At 55.9% G+C, this 21,013-nt stretch carries 18 protein-coding genes; 10 read left to right on the top strand and 8 right to left on the bottom strand.

Translation table 11 applies throughout. The annotated features are described in order from the left end of the window. Positions 1-158: 158 nt before the first annotated feature. Positions 159-1,055 (top strand): AraC family transcriptional regulator, encoded by an 897-nt coding sequence (locus FHW74_RS05770; RefSeq protein ID WP_183169569.1) that lies wholly within the window; start codon positions 159-161, stop codon positions 1,053-1,055. Between the two features lie 31 nt (positions 1,056-1,086). On the opposite strand, the gene FHW74_RS05765 is transcribed toward FHW74_RS05770, so the two are convergent. Together FHW74_RS05765 and metC are read right to left on the bottom strand one after the other, a co-directional pair. After that, positions 1,087-1,740 carry a DedA family protein gene (locus FHW74_RS05765; RefSeq protein ID WP_125293701.1) on the bottom strand — a complete coding sequence of 218 codons (654 nt, stop codon included), beginning with the start codon at positions 1,738-1,740 and terminating at the stop codon, positions 1,087-1,089. A gap of 122 nt (positions 1,741-1,862) precedes the next feature. After that, positions 1,863-3,050: a cystathionine beta-lyase gene (gene metC, locus FHW74_RS05760; protein ID WP_183169568.1), complete on the bottom strand. Its 1,188-nt coding sequence runs from the start codon at positions 3,048-3,050 to the stop codon at positions 1,863-1,865. 242 nt (positions 3,051-3,292) lie between these two features. On the opposite strand from metC, the gene exbB reads away from it, so the two are divergent. Then, complete coding sequence (gene exbB, locus FHW74_RS05755) at positions 3,293-4,024, top strand: tol-pal system-associated acyl-CoA thioesterase (RefSeq protein WP_183169567.1); 732 nt, start codon at positions 3,293-3,295, stop codon at positions 4,022-4,024. Positions 4,025-4,030: 6 nt separating this feature from the next. Then, the gene (gene exbD / locus FHW74_RS05750; protein WP_183169566.1) at positions 4,031-4,456 is read left to right on the top strand and encodes a TonB system transport protein ExbD; all 426 of its coding nucleotides are present in this window, start codon (positions 4,031-4,033) and stop codon (positions 4,454-4,456) included. 56 nt (positions 4,457-4,512) lie between these two features. Here exbD and FHW74_RS05745 read toward each other — a convergent pair whose 3' ends face one another. From FHW74_RS05745 to FHW74_RS05735, 3 genes are all read right to left on the bottom strand, one after another. Beyond that, entirely contained in the window at positions 4,513-5,409 is an 897-nt protein-coding gene (locus tag FHW74_RS05745; protein ID WP_183169565.1) for an SDR family oxidoreductase, read from the bottom strand. A gap of 86 nt (positions 5,410-5,495) precedes the next feature. Next, the gene (locus tag FHW74_RS05740; protein ID WP_183169564.1) at positions 5,496-5,945 is read right to left on the bottom strand and encodes a cytoplasmic protein; all 450 of its coding nucleotides are present in this window, start codon (positions 5,943-5,945) and stop codon (positions 5,496-5,498) included. A 3-nt stretch (positions 5,946-5,948) separates the two neighbouring features. Then, entirely contained in the window at positions 5,949-6,353 is a 405-nt protein-coding gene (locus FHW74_RS05735; RefSeq protein WP_183169563.1) for a hypothetical protein, read from the bottom strand. Positions 6,354-6,456: 103 nt separating this feature from the next. Between FHW74_RS05735 and FHW74_RS05730 the strand changes: the two genes are divergently transcribed. The 4 genes from FHW74_RS05730 (at position 6,457) to FHW74_RS05715 (ending at position 12,283) form a co-directional block, all read left to right on the top strand. Beyond that, complete coding sequence (locus tag FHW74_RS05730) at positions 6,457-6,954, top strand: ESA_00282 family adhesion-associated protein (RefSeq protein WP_183169562.1); 498 nt, start codon at positions 6,457-6,459, stop codon at positions 6,952-6,954. 89 nt (positions 6,955-7,043) lie between these two features. Next, on the top strand, positions 7,044-7,541 hold the full coding sequence (locus FHW74_RS05725) for a TIGR00645 family protein (protein WP_183169561.1): 498 nt from the start codon (positions 7,044-7,046) through the stop codon (positions 7,539-7,541). Positions 7,542-7,637: 96 nt separating this feature from the next. Then, positions 7,638-8,525: a YghX family hydrolase gene (yghX, locus tag FHW74_RS05720; protein WP_183169560.1), complete on the top strand. Its 888-nt coding sequence runs from the start codon at positions 7,638-7,640 to the stop codon at positions 8,523-8,525. A gap of 392 nt (positions 8,526-8,917) precedes the next feature. Then, positions 8,918-12,283 (top strand): autotransporter domain-containing protein, encoded by a 3,366-nt coding sequence (locus tag FHW74_RS05715; protein WP_183169559.1) that lies wholly within the window; start codon positions 8,918-8,920, stop codon positions 12,281-12,283. 45 nt (positions 12,284-12,328) lie between these two features. Here the strand turns inward: FHW74_RS05715 and yghU are convergent, their stop codons facing one another. Beyond that, on the bottom strand, positions 12,329-13,180 hold the full coding sequence (yghU, locus tag FHW74_RS05710; protein ID WP_183169558.1) for a glutathione-dependent disulfide-bond oxidoreductase: 852 nt from the start codon (positions 13,178-13,180) through the stop codon (positions 12,329-12,331). 140 nt (positions 13,181-13,320) lie between these two features. Between yghU and FHW74_RS05705 the strand changes: the two genes are divergently transcribed. Then, positions 13,321-14,526 carry a serine hydrolase gene (locus FHW74_RS05705; protein ID WP_183169557.1) on the top strand — a complete coding sequence of 402 codons (1,206 nt, stop codon included), beginning with the start codon at positions 13,321-13,323 and terminating at the stop codon, positions 14,524-14,526. On the opposite strand, the gene FHW74_RS05700 is transcribed toward FHW74_RS05705, so the two are convergent. After that, a complete protein-coding gene (locus FHW74_RS05700) occupies positions 14,523-15,836 on the bottom strand; it encodes an FAD-binding oxidoreductase (protein ID WP_183169556.1) in 1,314 nt (437 codons plus the stop codon). The genes FHW74_RS05705 and FHW74_RS05700 overlap by 4 nt on opposite strands. Positions 15,837-15,947: 111 nt before the next feature. Here FHW74_RS05700 and FHW74_RS05695 point away from each other — a divergent pair, with 111 nt between their 5' ends. Both FHW74_RS05695 and cobU read left to right on the top strand, forming a co-directional pair. Further along, entirely contained in the window at positions 15,948-17,459 is a 1,512-nt protein-coding gene (locus tag FHW74_RS05695) for a cobyric acid synthase (protein WP_183169555.1), read from the top strand. After that, positions 17,456-18,007, top strand: a complete 552-nt coding sequence (gene cobU, locus FHW74_RS05690) for a bifunctional adenosylcobinamide kinase/adenosylcobinamide-phosphate guanylyltransferase (RefSeq protein ID WP_183169946.1) — start codon at positions 17,456-17,458, stop codon at positions 18,005-18,007. The genes FHW74_RS05695 and cobU overlap by 4 nt, the downstream gene beginning before the upstream one ends. A 34-nt stretch (positions 18,008-18,041) precedes the next feature. Here the strand turns inward: cobU and FHW74_RS05685 are convergent, their stop codons facing one another. Further along, positions 18,042-20,825: an autotransporter outer membrane beta-barrel domain-containing protein gene (locus FHW74_RS05685; protein ID WP_183169554.1), complete on the bottom strand. Its 2,784-nt coding sequence runs from the start codon at positions 20,823-20,825 to the stop codon at positions 18,042-18,044. Positions 20,826-21,013: the final 188 nt, after the last annotated feature.

The raw sequence follows: 21,013 nt of genomic DNA, 5'->3' as shown, positions 1-21,013 counted from the left end.
AGCCACAGCGTGGCGATGGGACATATTGTGGGCGTGGCTATCGGGATGCTCAATGCTCATTTCTGCCGGTGTCTTGCCTGTTTCTCCAGCGCACTGGAGGATTAGCAATTTTTTGCGCACAATGTGAGGCGTGAACAGTAGCCACGGCGTAGCGAATCATGAACCGTCAGCAAATCTGCCAGCATCTGGCAAACAAAGTTAACCTTCTGAAAAATAATGAAGAAAAAATCAGCGCCCTGCTGCCCGAAATCCGCCTGCTGTATGGCACCCAGCCGCATCCGCGCACCCCGGTGATGTACCAGCCTGGCATCATATTTCTCTTTTCCGGCAATAAGACCGGTTATCTTAACGATCGGGTGTTTCGCTATGACGCTAACGAATATCTGCTGCTGACGGTGCCGCTGCCGTTTGAGTGCGAAACCTTCGCCACGCCGGAAACGCCGCTGGCGGGCATCCGCATTAACGTTGATGTTCAGCAATTGCAAACCCTATTGATGGACATCGGTGAAGATGACGCGTTTCACCCGGCGCAGTGCGCCAGCGGGATTAACTCCGCAGTGCTATCCGATGAAATCCTCTGCGCCATTGAGCGGTTGATAGATGTGCTGGATAAGCCGCTGGATGCGCGGATCCTCGGGAAGTCGATTATTCGTGAAATCCTCTATCACGTCTTAATGGGGCCGCGAGGTGGGGCGCTGCTGGCGCTGGTGAGCCGCCAGACGCATTTCAGCCTGATAAGCCGCGTGCTCAAGCGCATTGAAAACCAGTACACCGAAAACCTGACCGTGGACCAACTGGCGCTGGACGCCAATATGAGCGTCTCGGCGTTTCACCATAACTTCAAGTCGGTAACCAGCACCTCGCCATTGCAGTACATCAAAACTTTCCGCCTGCATAAGGCCAGAATGCTGATTGTGCATGACGGGATGAAAGCCAGCGCGGCGGCGATGCGCGTGGGTTACGAGAGCGCATCGCAGTTCAGCCGGGAATTTAAACGCTATTTCGGCGTGACGCCGGGAGAGGATGCGGCGCGGATGCGCACGTTACAGGGGTAGTCATCACCCCGCCTGGCGGCGAGGTGACTTATCAGGCAAATTTTTTCTTCAGCACCACCGTCAGCGCGCCGATAAAGCCCGCCACCAGCAGCACAATCGGCAGCACCATCAGGAAGGTCATAACCTGATCTTCATGGCGCTTCACGAAGGGGATCATGCTAAGTGCATAGCCGAAGCTGGTCACCACGCCGACCCACAAAAATGCGCTGAGCCAGTTAAAGAACTGGAAGCGGCGGTTGGACAGGCCGGAAATGCCCGCCATGGTCGGCAGCAGGGTGCGGATAAACGCCAGGAACCGCCCGGCCAGCAGCGCCAGCAGCCCGTGCTGATCGAACATGCAGGTGGCGCGTTGGTGATATTTTGCCGGCAGTTGCTTTAGCCAGCCTTTTACCGTTCGGGTATTGCCAAGCCAGCGGCCCTGCACGTAGCTCAGCCAGCAGCCGAGGCTGGCGGCGGACGTCAGGATCAGCATGGTCGGAACGAAATCCATCACGCCTTTCGCCACCAGCGCCCCTGCCAGTAGCAATAAACTATCACCGGGTAAAAATGAGGCGGGTAACAGCCCATTTTCCAGAAACAGCGTGGCAAACATCACGCCGTAAACAATGCCGACAACATGCGGGTCCGCCAGCGCAGCGAAATCATGCTGCCAGAGCGCGGAAACAATATTCTGAATAACAACCATGGGTAATCCTGACGAACAGCGTGGATAGGGTTATTGTAATCGCAAAAAGCCCGGAACGGTTTGATCCGGGGCCCAATAAATACGGACTATTCTGTCCGTGTAGCTGTCCAGTACTGGCAACTTCAGGCAATACGCCCGAAACCGGCTTCCAGATCGGCAATTAAATCTTCGACATTCTCAAGGCCGATGTGAACGCGCACCAGCGTGCCGTCGAAATCAACGCGGCTGTCCGGGCGAATGGCGGCGATCTCTTCTGGCTGGTTGGCAAGAATAAGCGATTCGAAGCCGCCCCAGGAATAGGCCATGCCGAAATAATTAAAATTATCGAGATAGGCCGCAAACTCCGTCTCGGTAAGACGCTTTTTCAGGATAAATGAGAATAAACCGCTGCTGCCGAGGAAATCGCGCTTCCAGAATTCGTGGCCTTTACTGCCGGGCAGCGCCGGATGATTAACGCGTGCCACCTGCGGATGCGCCGCCAACCATTCGGCGACCGTCAGACTGCTTTCATGATGCTGACGCAACCGCACCGCCAGCGTGCGCAGACCCCGGCTGGTCATATAGGCGGTGTCGGCATCCAGCATCTGGCCCATCAGATAGGCGTTTTCCCGCAGTTGCGCCCAGGTGCGCGCATTGGCCACGGCGGTGCCTACCATGCCATCAGAATGGCCGATCAGGTATTTGGTGCCCGCCTGAATCGAAATATCAATGCCGAAATCCAGCGCCTTAAACAGCACGCCCGCCGCCCAGGTGTTGTCGATCATGATAATCGCCTCGGGCGCGATACGGCGCACGGCGGCGACAATCGCCGGGACATCATGCACCTCCATGGTGATAGAGCCGGGCGATTCCAGAAACACGATTTTGGTGTTCGGCTGGATCAAGTCCGCAATACCCGCGCCGATCAGTGGGTCGAACCAGCTGGTGGTGACGCCGAGTTTGCCAAGGATTTTCGTGCAGAAATCTTGCGTGGGTTCATAAGCGGTATTGGTCACCAGCACATGATCGCCCTGTTCGACAAATGCCAGAATGGTATTCGCCACCGCTGCCGCGCCGCAGGGGAACAGCGCGCAGCCCGCGCCGCCTTCCAGCTCGCACATCGCTTCCTGAAGCGAGAAGTGGGTCAGGGTGCCGCGCCGCCCGTAAAACAGCTCGCCGGACGCGCGCCCGGCGGTGGCGGCTTTTTTGGCGGCCACGCTGTCAAACACCAGTGACGACGCGCGTTGGATCACGCTATTCACTGAGCCCTGGGTATAACGTTTGCTGCGTCCGGCGTTGACCAGCGCGGTTTCGATGTGCTGTTTTTTCATCTGTGCGGGATCCTGTTTATACGTCTGGATGTCCATACGTTAACACGGTTAGGGGGCAGGTTTTCTTCAACAAAGACTCAAAAAGTTAAAAAATATTCTGCTGATTCGATTTACTGCGTAAGCGCAAGGAAAATCGCGCCTTTTTCCGACACTATGCAAATACTAATGAGAACTACTATCAATTCGATGATGTTTTGATATTATTAGCAGCAGTTTGGTGATTTTTGTCCTGGAGATACAGAGTGGGTAATGAGTTGATGCAGACGGATCTCTCCGTCTGGGGTATGTATCAGCACGCTGATATCGTGGTGAAAATGGTGATGATTGGCCTGATTCTGGCCTCCGTCGTGACCTGGGCGATCTTCTTTAGCAAAAGCGCTGAACTGATTAGCCACAAGCGCCGCCTCCAGCGCGAGCAGCAGTTGTTAGCGAAAGCCCGTTCCCTGAACGACGCCAGCGAAATTTCCGCCTCCTTCCACGGCAAAAGTCTCAGCACCGCGTTGATTAACGAAGCCCAGGACGAGCTTGAGCTCTCCGCAGGCAGCGAAGACAACGAAGGGATCAAAGAACGTACCGGTTTTCGTCTTGAGCGCCGCGTTGCGGCGGTGGGCCGTCATATGGGGCGCGGCAACGGTTACCTCGCCACCATCGGCGCGATCTCGCCGTTTGTGGGGCTGTTCGGCACCGTCTGGGGCATCATGAACAGCTTTATTGGTATCGCCCAGACCCAAACCACTAACCTCGCGGTGGTTGCGCCTGGCATCGCGGAAGCGCTGCTGGCGACGGCGATCGGTCTGGTAGCCGCTATCCCGGCGGTGGTGATTTACAACATCTTCGCCCGTATGATCGGCAGCTACAAAGCCACGCTGGGCGATGTCGCCGCGCAGGTCCTGCTGCTGCAAAGCCGCGATCTGGATCTGAATGCTTCTTCTGCGCGCCCGGTGCGTACCGCTCAGAAATTACGTGTAGGTTAATGCCCTATGGCAATGCGTCTTAACGAGAATCTCGACGACAACGGCGAAATGCATGAAATCAACGTCACGCCGTTTATCGACGTGATGTTGGTTCTGTTGATTATCTTTATGGTGGCCGCGCCGCTGGCGACGGTTGACGTTAAAGTGAACCTGCCGGCCTCCACCAGCCAGCCGCAGCCGCGCCCGGAAAAACCGATTTACGTGTCGGTGAAAGCGGACAAATCGATGTTCCTTGGCAATGAGCCGATTACTGCGGAAACCCTGATCGCGCAGCTCGACACGCTGACGCAAGGCAAGAAAGACACCACGGTGTTCTTCCGCGCAGATAAAACCGTTGATTACGAAACCATGATGAAAGTGATGGATACCCTGCATCAGGCGGGATATCTGAAGATTGGTTTAGTCGGCCAGGAAACCGCGAAAGCGAAGTGATTTCCGGGCGCTAAAAAAGGCGTGGCGAAGACCACGCCTTTTTTATTGCCTGCGGTTTAGCCTAAATGCTCGCCGCCGGTCACGCCGTGAACTTCCGCCGTGACGTAGCTGGACTCCTGGCTGGCCAGGTAGACATAAATCGGCGCCAGCTCAGCGGGTTGCCCCGCGCGTTTCATCGGCGTCTGCTTACCGAATTCCGGCAGTTTCTCCTGCGGCTGCCCGCCGCAAATCTGTAGCGCGGTCCAGATGGGGCCAGGCGCTACGCAGTTCACGCGAATGCCTTTCTCGGCAATCTGCTTCGCCAGCCCGCGCGTGAAGTTGAGGATGGCCGCTTTGGTGGATGCATAATCCAGCAGGTGTGGGCTCGGTTGATACGCCTGAATCGACGACGTTGTGATAATGCTTGCGCCGGGTTTCAGGTGCGGCAGCGCCTGTTGGGTTATCCAGAACAATGCGAATACATTGACCGCATAGGTTTTGGTGAACTGCTCGCTGGTGATCTCGGCGATATCCTGCACGGCGACCTGCTTACCCGCCACCAGCGCCAGAATGTCCAGCCCGCCTAACTCTTTCACCGCCTGGTCCACCAGGCTGCGGGCGAACGTCTCATCGCTCAAATCGCCAGGGATCAGCACCGCTTTGCGCCCCGCCTCTTCAATCAGTTTTTTTACCGCTTCGGCGTCTTCCTGCTCGTCGGGCAGATAGTTCAGCACCACATCAGCGCCTTCACGCGCGTAAGCGATGGCCGCTGCGCGCCCGATGCCCGAGTCGCCGCCGGTGACCAGCGCTTTACGATCCTTAAGGCGGCCCGAACCGACGTAGCTTTTCTCGCCGCAGTCGGGGACCGGATCCATTTTTGCCTGGATACCCGGAACAGGCTGGAGCTGTTTCGGGTATTCGCCGGTGTAATACTGGGTGGTTGGGTCCTGAACGTGGGTTTGATCATTGGCCATAAGGGATCTCCATCAGTAGAACATTCCCTTTAAGGATAGTGCCCGGGCGCCCGTTTTCCGGCGGATTCAGGATATTCCTGAAGAGGTCAGTGGCCGGTGGGGGAAGAGGGCGAAACGGCAGCGTCGGGTTCGCCAGGCGTGATTTCCTCCGGCGGCAGGGTAGGCACGGTGTGGGTTTTATACTGTTTTTCAGCAAGCTGGCGGCTCATCATCAGCGTTGCGGCTTCGTCGGTTTTGAGTTGTTGATAGCGCGCTTCAATCTGCGCTTCCAGTTCGTTTTTGAGCGCGGGATTTTTTTTCATGATGGCGCAAAGCACGGCGCCATAGATCTCTTCTTTGACCTTCAGCGCGTAAATTTCCCGGCGGTTTTGCCATTTCAACTGCACCAGCGCGGCAGGGATGGCGACTTCCTGGGTGTAGTAAGCAATATCGTCATTACGAATATTAATCAGTACCTGTCTGTTCTGACTTAATATAAATTTTTGTTCTTCTTGCTTATCCAAAGTAAAATATTTTTCAGTTTCCTGTTTTTCCATTGTTTATTTATCCCCTAATTGATAAAAAACAGGCTCCGTTGATTCGCGGGTAATAAGATTAAGCCAAATTTTCTTACCCTGATCGTTTATCAACGTCGTTTGCTCATGAATTAATTGGCTGATCTCTTCCGGGCTTATTTTTTGTTGTTCGAGAAGATTATTAAGCACTTGCGCAAAGCTATCAATTTTAGCCGCACAGAACAGGCGCTCTTTAATGTGGCGGTCACGCTCCTCAAGTAAAGCATGACTTCGTTGCCCCGCCAATGAAGTCCGGCTTAAAATATCTTTCTCATGCTCTCTGATATCGGGTATTCCTTGAGTGAAATTTTCATCTGCGCTGTCGGGCTGCGGCGGGGTAGCAGGCGTAGAAATAACGTAACGCGCCGCCACGAGATAATCGGGCAACATGATATAATTTCCTTATACTTCAGGTTGTTACGGTTGTGGCTTCGATGGGGTGCGTTGACGATACCATGTGCTAATTTTAAAATCAAAAAAATGGGTTCGGTGCATGAACACAGTTGTTTATTTAATTCTTACCGTATTACTGCTGATGATCGGCATATTGATATTAATGCGCCAGGATGGTGTCAATAAATCGCCAGTGGTTGAACCTGATGCGCGGGGCCCTGCCACCAAAGAAGAGGGTGAAGATCATTTTTCGGCACTGCTTAATTCCATTACGCCGGTGTGGTATTGGCGGGTTAACCATGAATACATGGATTTTATCAACGCCACGGTAAAGCGGATGCGTTTTGATGAACTGAACGCCACGCCGGGGTTATTTGAGGCGCAACGGCGCTGTAGCGATCTCAATTCTGCGGTGTATAAATATTACGAAAATATTAAAAAACGCTGCCTGAATGGCGAATTAGTGCTGCTCTCCGACATTGAAGTGCTCAATATGCGCCACTGTTTTCATGAGTTCAGCCTGGAGGCCTACCCGGCGCTGGTGGCGCTGGTCTGGCCCGAGTATGCGCGCCCGGAAGTGAACCCTGCTGATGTTTAACAACTTGCTTGCAACGCACATCAGGCTGTTGCAAGCGGTTAACATTTCTGCGTTATACTGAGCGCCCCTTGGCTATCTGGCAGGACCTTATGGAACGCTTTTTTGAAAACGCAATGTACGCCTCACGTTGGCTACTCGCGCCGGTGTACTTTGGTTTGTCTTTGGGGCTGTTGGCCCTGACGTTAAAATTTTTCCAGGAGATGTACCACGTTCTTCCGAACATCTATGAGATTGCGGAAGCCGATTTAATCCTGGTGCTGCTGTCGCTGGTGGATATGACGCTGGTAGGCGGGCTGCTGGTAATGGTGATGTTCTCGGGGTACGAAAATTTCGTTTCGCAGCTCGATATCGACGAGCATAAAGAGAAGCTCAACTGGCTGGGTAAAATGGATGCCAGCTCGCTGAAGAACAAAGTCGCCGCGTCGATTGTCGCTATCTCTTCTATCCATTTGCTGCGGGTATTTATGGATGCGCGTAACGTGCCGGATAACAAGCTGATGTGGTACGTCATCATCCATCTGACCTTCGTGCTCTCCGCCTTTGTGATGGGCTACCTTGACCGGTTAACCCGCCACGATCACAAATAGTCGTTCGCCACGGCCTGCCGTGGTGAAATTCTGTGCAAATCCGCCGTGTTGTGCTTCGCTTAAATGACTTTCGTCAGCGACACGCCGGAGCCTGCTATGACGCGCCTCACCGCTAAAGACTTTCCTCAACAACTGCTCGATTACTACGACTATTACGCCCACGGCAAAATCACCAAACGCGAATTCCTGGAGCTGGCGACCAAATACGCCGTCGGCGGATTAACCGCGTTGGCGCTGTTTGACCTGCTCAAACCCAACTACGCCCTGGCGGAACAGGTGCTGTTTACCGACCCGGATATCCTGCCCGAATACATCACCTATCCTTCGCCAAACGGACACGGCGAGGTGCGCGGCTATCTGGTCAAACCTGCGAAGGCAGCCGGCAAAGTGCCTGCCGTGGTGGTGGTACACGAAAACCGTGGCTTAAACCCGTATATCGAGGACGTGGCGCGCCGGGTAGCGAAAGCCGGGTATATCGCGCTGGCCCCGGACGGGCTGAGCTCCGTTGGCGGCTATCCGGGCAACGATGACGAAGGGCGCAAACTCCAGCAGGAAGTCGATCCCACTAAGCTGATGAATGACTTTTTCGCCGCTATTGAGTTTTTAATGCATCACAAAGAGGCCACCGGCAAAGTGGGCATGACGGGCTTTTGCTATGGCGGCGGGGTATCGAATGCGGCGGCGGTGGCGTATCCGGAACTGGCGGCCGCCGTGCCGTTTTATGGCCGCCAACCGCCTGCGCAGGATGCAGAAAAAGTGAAAGCGCCGCTGTTGCTGCACTTCGCCGAACTGGATACGCGCATCAACGAGGGCTGGCCCGCCTGGGAAGCCGCGCTTAAAAAAGCGGGCAAAACCTATGAGGCACATATCTACCCTGGCGTGAACCACGGCTTCCACAATGATTCCACGCCGCGCTACGACAAGGCCGCTGCTGAACTCGCCTGGCAGCGTACCCTGGCGTGGTTTGAAAAATACCTGCATTAATTCGCCCGGGCACCCGGACGTCATGATTCGGGTGCCAAACCGCCGTGACCATCACAATTTACCACTCGGGAATTTGCGCCTGGTGCGCAGGATAATTACGCTGCCATAGCAAAAAGACTTTTATTAGCTTCATTTGCTTGCTGTGAAAAAAGCGATGCCCAAAGAGAGTGAAAATAAATCCGTTGATCGGTGAAGGAATAATTACCTGTTGTTGAGCTCAAGTATTCTTTTACTTTGCCGTTAATCATAAAAAAGTGCGGGCAATAATAAAGCCGTTAATGAAGAGAATATATTTTATATTCAAACTCGAACGGCAGTGCGCCTGTTTTACCCTAATTGCGATGCACAATCACGGCATCCACGCCTTAACGTTGTGAAATAAGGACAAGGTAATGAAAAAAGTCGCACTGGCTGCTGCTATATCGCTGGCTCTGGGGCTTACCAGCCTGCAAGCCTATGCTTTAGAAAGCCATTTAGTTTATAACCCTCAGGGGATCGCCGTTTTTGAAGCGCGTTTCTTTGATACCACCGACGGGCCGTTTATGCCGGGTGACGACGATGATGATGTGGATGAGGATGGGAACGTTGTTCCGATGGTCTCCACCTGGAATATGAATTCGCTGCAAAAAGCGAAAATCCTGAATGCGCTGGATTACTGGGCGGCAGTGATTACGCCGCCGTCCGGGCAGCCGCCTGCCGTCGTTAATGTCGGAACCTTTGATATTGAGAATGCGGCAGGCATCAGCGAATCAGTCTCTGAAACGCCATTTAGCCTTACCAAACTTCAGGCTTTGTTAACCGGCAGCGAGACCGGTGAATTAGTTTATGGCTCGCATGCTCAGTTTGTTATGGGCAAGATGTCTTTTGACGAGCTGACGTATGTTCCCTCCCAGTTACCGCGATCCTCCCGTGCGGATCTCACCAGTATCGCGCTCCATGAACTGGCGCATGGTCTCGGCATCATGAATCAGACTGTCGAGGAGGGCACGGGCGATACCGACGATGATGATATTGAACCGGTTTATAAGCCGTATTATGCAGACACGTTTGGCACCTGGACAGAGCATTTGCGCGATGATAACGGCAATCCGGCGCAGCGCGGCCAGGTTATTCTCTGTACCGGATGTGACAATGAGTATGACCCTAACGGCTTTGATGTTCGTCTCGATCGCGCCTACTTCACCGGGGATCACGTTAATGAAGTGCTGGCAGGGGCCATGCGCGGCCTGCCGGTTAAAATCCTGGATGATTATGGCGATGTAGACGAAGACTATATGAGCCATTCGGAACTCAAAAATAGCCTGATGAGCCACCAGAACTACCGCAACTACACCACCTTTATGGAAGCGGAACTGGCGATGCTTCAGGACATGGGTTACCAGATCGACCGCCGCAATTTCTTCGGCTTCTCGGTGTACGGCGATGGGCAGACGCTGGTTAATCACAACGGCTACTCGCTGCGAAATGCCGAAGGCACGGGTTACATTGCAGGTGCCTATAACACTGCCATGCTGGGGATCGGCCTGCATGTCTACGGCAGCAATAACCAGATCGCCCAGGCGGCGGATCTGCTGACGGCGGGCCCAGGCGGTGCGGGCGTACGTATTGATGGAGAGGGGAATACCTTCACTGTGCTGCCTGGTACGCGCATTTACGCGGATGGCCTGAACGGCCAGGGCGTAATGTTCACCTACGGTAAAGACCACAACTTCGTTCAACGGGGCGATATTCAGGCATTAGGCCAGGACGGCGTTGCCGCGCGGTTTGATTTTGGCAATAACCTGCTCGGTAATAACTATGATTATCGCGGTTCCTATATTCGCACCGTCGGCGGAGAAGATGACGAGCTGCTGCCGGAGCTCGACGGCGCGCTGGTGGACAACGTCGATATTACCGGTCGCCTCGCCGGTAATCTGGCGGCGATTTATATCTCTTCAAACGCGCTGGTTAACAATATCAACGTGATGAGCGGCGCGCAGCTTCAGGGCGATATCCTCTCTGAATACGACCAGCAAGACGATGACGGCGATCAGCGCCTGACGCAGCTCTCGTTCGGCCTGCTGGCTGACGATCAGGGCCGCGCCACCGACCAGGCCGATGACGATTTCCGGATGCGTTACGATGATGACATCTCGGGCATCAACAACCTGGCGTTAAACGCGGCGGGTGGGGTCACATCGCTCAACGGCAACTACAGCGTCTACAGCGTGGACGTGTTTGAAGACGCGACCTTAGCCGGTAACGGCCAGTACACCCTGAATGCTGATGGAGTCTTTAATAACGACGGCATCGTCTCGCCGGGCAACTCCATTGGGCAAATCGTCATCAACGGCGATTTCCAGCAGGGGCCGACCGGGCAACTGTTGATGGAAGTGGACGGCGCAGGCAATCACGATACCCTGATCGTTAACGGCAATGCCGCACTGGATGGGCAACTGACCCTGGCGCCGCAGCCGGACTGGTATGCCGCCGACTGGCAGCTCAGTTCAACGCAACTGCTGCAATCCGCCACTTACAGCGGAGACTTCAGCGAGGTGAATAGCCTGCTGTTCTCGCCAACCCTGGCGCTGGAAGCGACACCGCAGGGCGAGGGCGTTTACCAGTTGGCGATCCGCCGTGCGGCCAACGCTTATAGCCAGTATGGACAAGATGATAACGCGCGCCGCGTCGGGGAAGCGCTGGGGCAAATCGTCCCCCGCGCCGGTAGCGATATGCAGCCGATGTTCACGGCACTCGACTTCTCATCACAAGACGGCAGCGATATCGCCCGGGCGCTGAGCCAGCTTTCTCCGGCGGGATACAGCGCCATGTTTGCCAGCTCGCTGAAGCGCGAGCAGCAGATTGCCGATCTGATCGGCGCGCGTCAGTTCGCTACTGCGCCCGCTCAACTGGCGGAAGAGGAATGGCGCAGCTTCGCCGTACCGTTCGGTGGCGGCGCGTGGCAGAACCGTCAGGATAACCATGTCGGCTATGACGCCACCAGCTACGGCATTCTGTTCGGCGCGGAAAAACAGAGCACGGCGGCACCTAACTGGATTGTGGGTTTCCACGGCGCGGTGAGCGGCCAGACGGTAAAAGTGAAAGCGCCTGAAAACGGCACCGGCAAAACCACGGCGTTCGATGTGGGGATGCAGGCGCGCTATGCCGTCGATCCGCAGGCAGGCGTCTGGCTGTTTGGTAATGGCCGCGTTGGGGTAGAAGACGGGAAAATGGATCGCAGTGTGAGCTTCCTCGGTTACTCGTCACGTAACCATGCCGACTGGACCGGTTATAGCGGTTCGCTGGCGGCCGGCGGCGGCTACAACTGGGCGCTGAGCGACACGCTGTCAGCCGGGCCGCTGGCGGCGCTGAATTACACCGTGCTGTCCCGTGAAGATGTCACCGAAAGCGGCAGCGAAGGCACCCGGATCCATCTGGATTCACAAACCTTCCATTCGCTGCAATCGCGTATCGGGGTAGGGGCGAACTGGGATAAGCCGCTGGCGGCGGGAAGCGCGGTGAAAGCCAACCTGCAACTCACCTGGGATCATGAACTGCTGGATACCGATCTGGTGCAGGATGCCAGCTTCGCGGGCTATCGCGGCGTTGGCTTCACCAGTAAAAACCAGGTGGTCGGGCGTGATGGCATGGGCGTTCAGGCGGGCATGAGCTATGCGATTAACAAAGACGTCGAGATCGGGGCCAGCGTGAACAGCGACCTTTTCCGTACCGGCTATGACTCGGTAGCCGGAAACCTGTCGGCGACCTGGCGCTTCTGATGGTCTGTGCTGTGAGTAAAGCGCCTGCCGGAGGCAGGCGTTTTTTTACTTGCCTTGCAGCGCGTCAAAATCTGCCGCATCGTGACGTTCGTGGAGCTGTTCCGAGGCATCGCCCCAGGTACGGTTGACCTTGCGGCCACGTTGTACCGCCGGGCGGGCATTCACTTCCTGCACCCAGCGCTGGAAGTTTTTATACGACGCCACATCAAGGAACTCCGCCGCATCGTACATCCCGCCCAGGCCCAGCGCACCGTACCACGGCCAGATGGCGATATCGGCAATGGTGTATTCATCACCCGCGATATAGCGATGGTCAGCCAACTGGCGATCCAGCACATCCAACTGGCGCTTGGTTTCCATGGCGAAACGGTTGATGGCGTATTCGATTTTCTCCGGAGCGTAGTGATAAAAGTGCCCAAAGCCGCCGCCGAGATAGGGCGCAGAGCCTTGCAGCCAGAACAGCCAGTTCAGGGTTTCGGTGCGTCCGGCATGATCTTTCGGCAGGAAGTGGCCGAATTTCTCCGCCAGATAGAGCAGGATCGCGCCGGACTCAAACACGCGCAGCGGCGGGTTAACGCTGTGGTCCATCAGCGCAGGGATTTTCGAGTTCGGGTTGACGTCCACGAAGCCGCTGGAGAACTGGTCGCCTTCGCCAATGCGGATCAGGTGGGCGTCATACTCCGCCCCGCTTTCGCCCAGCGCCAGCAGTTCTTCCAGCAGGATAGTGACCTTCTGGCCATTGGGCGTGCCCAGCGAGTAGAGCTGGAGCGGATGTTTACCAACCGGAAGGGTTCGTTCGTGGGTCGGGCCGGCGATGGGGCGATTGATGCTGCCCCAGGTACCGCCTTGTTTTTGCCAGGTCCAGACTTTTGGGGGTTGCCAGGATTGCTCGGACATCGTTTTCTCCGCCTTTACTCTGAAATGTTTAGCGAAGATAGCCGAGCTGGCGGCCAATGTGTAGCAAGCCGTGCGCTTAAACGCCGGGAGTGTGATACATTTTCCGCGCTTATAAATGACCACGACACATAAAAACGGGTATGCAGAACATTACTAAACGATTTCGCTGGCTTCTGCTCATCATCCCGTTACTCAGCGGCTGCGGTACGCTCTCGCAAATGTCCTCCCCGGCAGGCACCCAGGAACTGCTTACTCATGAATCGCTGGAAGGCGACGTGGACAGCGTGGTACGCCACTATATGGCGCAGAAGGCGGTTTCCGGAATGACGGTCGCGGTGATCCATAACCACGGCGAGCCGCAGTATTACAGCTGGGGTGTGACCGATGCCACCCATCGTTACCCGGTCAGGCCAGATACCCTGTTTGCCCTCGGCTCGCTCAGTAAAGGGGTGACGGCGGAAGTGGTGACCTGCCTGGTGAATGAAGGGCGGCTCAGTTGGGACGACAAACTCACGGACCTGTTGCCGCCGGGCACGCCGCTCAGCGCAGATGCGCGCAACATCACCTTGCTGGCGCTGGTGACCCATACTTCCGGGCTGCCACGCCAGAATATGGATCTGCCGATGCTGAAAAAATTCATCGATTATTTAGGCAGCGGCGAAAACTTTTATGGCGAGCTGGATAGCGATAACGTGCTGGATTATTTAGCTAACTGGCAGGCACCGCAAAGCAAAGCGCCGGAATATTCCAATCTCGGCTATGCGTTGATCGGCTATATCCTGAAATATAAAACCGGCGAAGATATTCAGACGCTGGCGTCGCGTTATATTTTCCAGCCATTAAATATGGCCAGCACCAGCTTTACGCCGCAACACTTAAAAGGCTATGCGCAGCGCGCGCTGGGCCACGCCGGAGATCAGCCGAAATTTATTCCGCGCGGTCAGCTAACCCCGGACTGGCATTTTGATAATAATATGGTGGCGGCGGCCAGCTTATACAGCAACGCCGAAGATTTGATCGCCTATGCCCGCTATCACGTATCGAAAACCGGCAGCCGCGAACTGGATACGGTATTCGCTGAAGTCGGCAATATCATCTATCAACAATCCAATCAGTCACAGGGCATCGCCTGGGTCACCGACTACCGCGGCGGGGAAAAAATTACCTGGCAGGTGGGCTATATCGGCGGTTACTCCAGTTTTATCGGCTTCGATAAAGAAAAAGGCAATGCGGTGGTGGTGTTACAAAACGCCTTTAACTGGAGCAACTATATCGGCATGACGCTGTTGCTGGATATGGCGAAAAACGATCGCCAGCTCCCCGGCAACCGTTTCGCGAAAAATTAGGCTTCTTTCCGCCCCAGCCAGCGCTCTTTCAGCAGCGAGCCGGCAATCCCAATATCCAGAATCGGCGACGGCGGCAGGAAATTGGCCTCGCCCAGCGATTGCATATCGGCAATCAGCGGGTTGTCCTGTTTGAGCATCACATCCGCCAGCAGGCTGCCCGCGACGGTCTGCTTCGAGACGCCCGCGCCGTTGCAGCCGCCCGCGGTACAGAGCACCTCATTCAATGCCCCCCATACCGGCGCACCGTTGCGCGTCACGCTGATGGTGCCGGACCAGGTATGCTCCAGATTCACTTCGCGCAGCGTCGGGTAGACTTTATTGAACAAGCGGCGGTGCAACTGCGCGGCATGCCAGGTTTGCTCCACGCTGACCTGGCCTTTTAATGCTGGCGTCACGTGCTGGCGGATCAGGAAACGGCGATCGGCGGTAAAGCGGAACGTCGCCCCTGCAATGGCGTTAACCGGCGTCAGCCCCCAGCTCTGCATCGGCGGCAGCGTCGCCAGCTGTTGGTCGGTTAACGGCTCGCTAATACTGGCGAAGGTCGCCATCGACGCCTGGCGCGTCATACCGGGTAGTAGGGCGGAGGAAAGCGCGTTGGTCGCCAGCATCACTTTCGGGGTTTTGATGACGCCATAAGGGGTCACGACTTCCGCTCCGCTGCCGTAGCGGATCCCCAGCACCGGGGTATTATCAAAACTCTGCACATTTTCCGGCAGGCAGTGCGTCAGCCCGGAAATCAACTGCGCCGGGTTCACCAGCACACAGCTCGGGGTATAAATGCCTTTGCTGTAAAACCGGGTGCCGAGTTTTTCATACAGCGCGTCGCTTTCTAAGGTTTGATACGGCTCGCGCATGACATCGAGATGGCTGGCGTATTCATTTAAAATACGATGGTTGCCGCGCTCGACCTGGCAATGGTATTTCCCGGCATTTTCCCAGTCGCAGGCAATCCCGTGTTGGTCAATCAGGCTTTCTAACTGACGAATGCCCTCCTGCAACAGATTGCGGTAAGCATGGGCTTTTTTGAGTTCGGCGGTGGAGCTGCCGATATTATGCGGCAGGCCGATCACGAAACCGGAATTGCGCGCCGAGGAACTTTCCCGCGCGCTGTAGGCATCGAGGATAACAATCTTCAGGCCAGGGTTAATTTCCGCGAGGCGGCGGGCAAATGCCACCCCGGCAAACCCGGCGCCGATGACGACCCAGTCGGCGGTCATATCACTGCGTAACGTAGGGTGCGGGTCGACATGCTGTTCGCCTTCCGGCCAGCCCACCTGATTGTGATTAAACGGTATTGTTGCGTAGCGCACGGCCCTGAGTCCTTTTAGGAAATAAACCAGATTTATAAAGTAAAGATTGCCATTCACGCCAGTGATAATCTGAGGGTCATTGATTTGAGACAAGTACAATCAGGAGAGGGCATGAGCCTGTCGATCATGTTGCAGGGTACCGCCTCGGATGTGGGTAAAAGCACGCTGGTGGCCGGGCTATGCCGCATCTTTTTCCAGGATGGTTACCGCACTGCGCCGTTTAAATCGCAGAATATGGCGCTGAACTCCGGTATCACGCCCGATGGCAAAGAGATGGGGCGCGCCCAGGTGTTCCAGGCTGAAGCGGCGGGCATTGCGCCGGATGTGCGCATGAACCCGATCCTGCTCAAGCCCACCAGCGATCGCAAAGCGCAAATCGTCTTAATGGGCAAAGTCGCCAGCGACATGGACGCGGTGAGCTATCACGATTACAAACCAAAACTGCGCGAAACGGTGCGCGAGGTCTACCAGAGCCTGGCCGCAGAGTATGACGTGATGGTACTGGAAGGGGCCGGCAGCCCGGCGGAAATCAACCTGCGCGACCGGGATATCGTCAATATGGGCATGGCGGAACTGGCGCAATGTCCGGTGATTTTGGTGGCGGATATCGACCGGGGCGGGGTGTTCGCCGCCATTTACGGGACGTTAGCGCTGCTTCAGGAGCATGAGCGCTGGCGGGTAAAGGGCGTCATCATCAATAAGTTTCGCGGCGACGTGGCGCTGCTGACCTCCGGGCTGGAGCAAATCGAAGCCCTGACCGGCGTGCCGGTGCTTGGCGTGATGCCGTGGCTGGACGTTAGCCTCGAGGATGAGGATGGCGTGGCGCTCCAGCGCGGAAAATATCGTGATATCTCAGAGCGCCCGCTGGAGATCGCCGTGATCCAGCTACCGCATATATCTAACTTCACCGATTTCAATCCGCTGGCGGCGCAGCCCGACGTGCGGGTGCGTTACGTCACGGCTCCCCATCAACTGAATGATGCCGATCTGCTGCTGCTACCCGGCAGTAAAAACACCCTCGGCGATTTGCAGTGGCTGCGGGAAAGCGGGCTGGCGGAGGCGCTGCTGGCGCGGCATCAGGCGGGAACGCCGGTGATGGGCATTTGCGGCGGCTACCAGATGCTTGGCGCAACAATTATTGATGAGGTGGAATCCGGGCTTGGCGAGCGGCCAGGGTTGGGATTACTGGACGTCACCACACGCTTCGCCGGGGAAAAAGTCACCACCCGGGTTACGGGCGTGACGGCGGAAAACTTCAGCGGCGTGTTGCAGCGTTGCGGCCAACAACCGGTCATCGGTTATGAAATCCATATGGGCGAAACCACGCGCGGCGCGGGCGTTCAGCCAATGTTAACCTTCAGCGACCGCGTTGACGGCGCGATCAGCCCGGACGGGCAGGCGGCGGGGTGTTATCTGCACGGGCTGTTTGATAACGGCGGCTTTACCCGCGCGCTGCTGGACACTCTGCGCCAGCGTAAAGGCCTCGAACCGTGGGACGGCGAGGTGCTGGATTACGCGGCCCACAAAGCGCAGCAGTTCGATCTGCTGGCGCAGCAGATGCGTGAACACATTGATATCGAACGCATTTACCAGATTATGCGCGAACACAGGGAGCCCTGCTGATGATCCTGATTACCGGCGGCGCGCGCAGCGGAAAAAGCCGTCACGGCGAGCGGCTCGTGCAGGGCATGGCGCAGCGCGTGCTGTATATCGCCACCTCGATGATTTTTGATGATGAGATGGCCGAGCGAATCAGGCATCACCAGCTCAGCCGCCCCGCGCACTGGCGTACCGTCGAGGCGTGGCGCGATTTGCCCGCCGTCATCACGCCAGACAACGATCCGCAGGAAGCCATTTTGCTGGAGTGCATTACCACGCTTATCAGCAATCTGCTGTTTGATTTTGTGGGCGATACGCCGGAAGAAAGCTGGGATTACGTGGCGATTGAAGCGCATATTGACGCGCATATCACGCAACTGCTGGCGGCCTGCGCGGCCTGTCCGTCTCCGGTGGTGTTAGTGACCAACGAAGTGGGGATGGGCATCGTGCCGGAAAACCGTTTAGCGCGCCATTTTCGCGACATTGCCGGGCGCGTTAATCAACGGCTGGCGGAGCAGGCGGAACAGGTGTGGCTGGTGGTATCGGGGATTGGCGTGAAGATTAAGGGATAAGGCGGCGGGCCTGTGGCCCACCGCCGGGTCTGACTTAGAAGGTTTTGCGTAAACGCAGGCTAAAGTTGTGCGCCTGATAATCTTCGCCCGCTTGCAGATCGTAACGGGCATCCAGGCTCAGCGAGTTAACATCATACAGTGTGCTACCGATAGCCACGCCCGCCATATCTTCAACCGGCGCCGCGCCTTTGGTAATAAAGGTAGTTTCACCGATGCTGTCTGCGGCGTAGGTCGCGGTGTTGCTCATCTGCTTGTTATCGTACTGGTGGATCCAGGAGAGTTGAACAAACGGCGTCAGGTTGCCCAGACGGGTTTCAAACGTCTTGTCCAGACGCGCGCCGATATCGCTCACCACGGACTGGTTGTGAGACGCGTCCACGTCCAGCGCCATACCGTTACCGCCGGTTTCCGAATAGCCGTCGATATGCTGATAGCTATAAGAGAGGCTTGCCAGCGGGGTCAGGGTCACGTCGGCGCCTAGCGCGAACGGATAACCGAATTCGCTCTGTACCGTCACAGACTGGCCGTTGAACTTACCGCGCGCATGGCCGGAGAAGCCGGTGAAATCGACGTGGCGCGAGGTGTCATAGTTCTGACGGTTAACGCCTGCGGACAGGTTCATGAACCAGGGTTCGCCGGTGTAGCTGGCGTAGCCGATCAGGCCGTAGTTGTCTGCCGTTGAGGTGTTGCCGTTCAGGTTATCTTTGCCGTGAACCGAGGTGTTGCTGTAGTTCACCGCTGCGCCCAGACGCCATGCGTCATTCAGCGCACGGTCGGCACCGATCAGCAGGCCGCCGAATTTCGCGCTGTAGCCGCTAATCTGGTCAGTGCTGTCGCGGCGCGCATAGCCGCCGAACGGCTGCGCCCACATCAGCCAGTCGTTGTAGGCATCACCGGTCGAAACGCCGCTCATGCCCGCGGTTTGCGGGTTGCGCAGGTTATCCATATGGTTGCCGATCACCGAGTAGGCCGAAGCCGTGGCGGTTTGGGTCGCCTGGCCCGCGCTGATGCTCTGGCCCGGAGACAGGCGCTCGCCAACGCGGTTCGCTTCTTTGGTGTTATCAATCGCCAGCGAGGCGTTGTACAGCTCCAGCAGTTGCGGAGAAATCCCGGAGTAGCTGGTTAAGCCGCTCAGCGCGGAGGTCGCGTTGCGGGTGGTGGCAAAGCCCGGCTGCGGCGCGGTCGGCTCAGGTTGTGCCGGGGTTTCCGGTTCAACTGGCGTGACCGGGGCTTCAGGGATCACCGGGGTTTCAGGGGTTACCGGGACTTCAGGGGTTACCGGGACTTCCGGAGTCACAGGCGTTTCCGGCGTGACCGGCACTTCCGGGATCACAGGCACTTCCGGCTCAATCGGCGCATCCGTCAGGCTGATGACCAGCGCGCTGCGGGAGCCGTCGAGCTGCGTTTTGCCGTATACCGCGCCTTCATAGCCAGACACTTTATATTTCAGTTGGCTGGCGTTGTACTGGGTACCGCTGGTATCCGCATCGATCACCACGTAACGCTGGCCGGGCGCAAAGGCATAGCTGCTCTCTTTTTGCACCAGGTTAACGCGTGAACCCGCCTCTACCACTGCCGATCCGCTCACGTTCAGACGGCCATAGCCGCTGTCCAGGCTGTCGCCGTTGGCGATGGCGCTGTCCGCTACGCCGATAATCAGCGTGGCATCGCTTTTCTGGTGGTAGTTGCCCGTAATAGCGACAGGATTGTTGATCTGAATTTTCGCCGCGTTGTTGAACACGGTGCCGCCGGTGATCACATTGTCATTCAGCAGGACAGAACCCGAAGTAAAGTTGATGTCGCCGCCCGCACTCAGCGTGCCGATAGTCTCTTCAATGATCGGGCCCGGGCCCATGGCGAAAATACCAAAGATCGGCATTTGCTGTGCGCCAGAGAACTTACCCTGCGTTCCGCTACCACCGGTGATATTCAGCGGCGCATTACCACGTACATAAATATCGCCTGTGATTTCGCCTTCGTTGTGAAGATGATTAATGATGCCTGAAGAATCAATGGCAACATTACTGCTGCTGATCGTGCCGTAATTGTTCAGTGCGGAAATCGTACCCGCGTTAAGGATTGCCGTTGATTCATGGGAATCCATGTAATTCAGGCTTGTGATCGTACCGGTGTTATTTAAGGTGTTGATCGTCCCATCGTTAATAATCGTAACATTATTAATTTGGGTGGTGTTGACGCCGTCAATATAAATATTAACAGGATAACTGCTCATTGTGCCGTCGTTCTGCACCAGATCGATAACGCCATTATTTTGCAGCGCAGTGATACCGTAGATCTGCGCGTTTTCAGCGTTAGTCAGCGTACCCACGTTGCCCTTGTTCGCAATGGCGGCGCTGTGAGCAACGACCGGATTGCTCATATTCCATGAGTAGTTGGCGGTAATAGAACCCCGGTTGATAATCGTATCGGTCTGGCTCTCGGCGGCGAGATATAAACCGCTATAAGGCGTTGAAGTGCTTCTGTTTTGCGCGTTAATGTAATTGGTGTTTTCCAGGGTGCCGATATACCCTTCATTCTGGATACCGTGGCCATTTAGGCCAGTTATCCAGCCCTGATTAGTCAATAGCTCGACGTGGCCTTGTGAACCTACTGTGATCCCTGTTCCTAATGGCGGTTGCACCTGGCCTTGCGACGTCACGGTGAAATCAGGGTAAGTGGTATTAATGGTGACGTTACCGTTGTACTGGTAGTCAATAATATTCCCCAGGTCGGCGTACGCAGCAGGCGCGAGCAGCCCGTGCGCAGTCGTCAATGCCACCAGCATAGCGCCACGCTGGCTAAAATGATTTTTTTTCATAATGTCCGTTGCGATGTCTAATTGTTATCGAAAAAAGCAGGTATAAATAATTAAGGAATTATCCGATGTTATTTATCGGCAGAATAGCGATTTACATGACAAGATCAATCACAATTTCTTAACTATCTCAGCGCGAAAATAAGACTTAAATTAAATTTTGAAATGATATTTCACTTAGTCAGGATGCC

Source organism: Atlantibacter sp. RC6 (assembly GCF_014193285.1).
Taxonomy (GTDB): domain Bacteria; phylum Pseudomonadota; class Gammaproteobacteria; order Enterobacterales; family Enterobacteriaceae; genus Atlantibacter.
Note: the sequence above shows the minus strand (reverse complement) of the source record. Positions and strands in the feature narration are given on the sequence as shown.